The 1,026-nt window shown below is 40.3% G+C and carries 1 pseudogene; it reads left to right on the top strand.

Annotation, left to right across the window (positions count from 1 at the left end):
* Nucleotides 1-35 precede the first annotated feature (35 nt).
* Nucleotides 36-1,011: pseudogene (locus BACCOPRO_RS16855) on the top strand (IS982 family transposase).
* Nucleotides 1,012-1,026 lie beyond the last annotated feature (15 nt).

Below are 1,026 nucleotides of genomic sequence, written 5' to 3' on the forward strand. Positions count from 1 at the left end.
TTACCTGTTGGCGGAATTAAATTGATAAAAGATTTATGTATAAAAAGTTGTGCATATTATTGATATTTAGTAAATTAAAGGTAGCAAAACTTTTAATAAACAAATATCGTATGCACAACCTATATACAATATTCGCAAAAATCCTGAACATATGCAAGCAAATAGCCGGCAATTTAGTCAATGAATCAGGAAATGTGTCAAGAAGAGGAGTAGTTCCCCAATTTTCAGACCTTGAAGTGGTGGCTTTGAACATGACATCAGAGGCTGTTGGAATTGACAGTGAGTCATTGTTGTTTGCAAAGCTACAGGAGTATAGAATGGAAATACCTAACCTTATATCCCGCAGACAATACAATGATAGGCGTAAAATTACTTCGTCCCTATGTAATGCAATCCGAGAAAGAATGGCCTCAGAAATGGATGGAGGCGAAGACTATTTCTGCATTGATTCGAAGCCGGTAGAAGTATGTCGCATTGCCCGTTCCAGGCGTTGCTGTATGGGAAAGAAGGATCTTTGAGAAAGCACCGTCAATCGGATACTGTGCATCACAAGGCATGTATTATTACGGATACAAACTCCACGCGATCTGCGGGTTAAGTGGTGTTATCCATTCCTTTGACCTCACCAAGGCAAGTGTGCATGACATTCATTACCTGAAGGATGTGAAGGTGGACTATAGTAATTGTACAGTCATAGGGGACAAAGGATATATAAGTGTCCAAGTGCAATTGGATCTGTTTGAAACCGCCAATATCAGGCTGGAGGTACCATGCAGGTGCAACCTGAAAGAATGGAAGCCTGTATTTCTGGCTTTTGCCAAGGCGAGAAAAAGAATCGAAACCCTGTTCTCGCAATTGTGTGACCAGTTCATGATTATAAGGAATTATGCGAAAGATACGGATGGATTGTTTGCCCGGATTATCGGGAAGATTAGCGCACTTACAATCCTCCAATATATTAACTACAAAAATGAAAAGCCCATTGGCCGAGTTAAATATGCGCTATTTTAATTCCGCCAACGGGTT

The organism is Phocaeicola coprophilus DSM 18228 = JCM 13818, assembly GCF_000157915.1.
GTDB lineage: Bacteria > Bacteroidota > Bacteroidia > Bacteroidales > Bacteroidaceae > Phocaeicola > Phocaeicola coprophilus.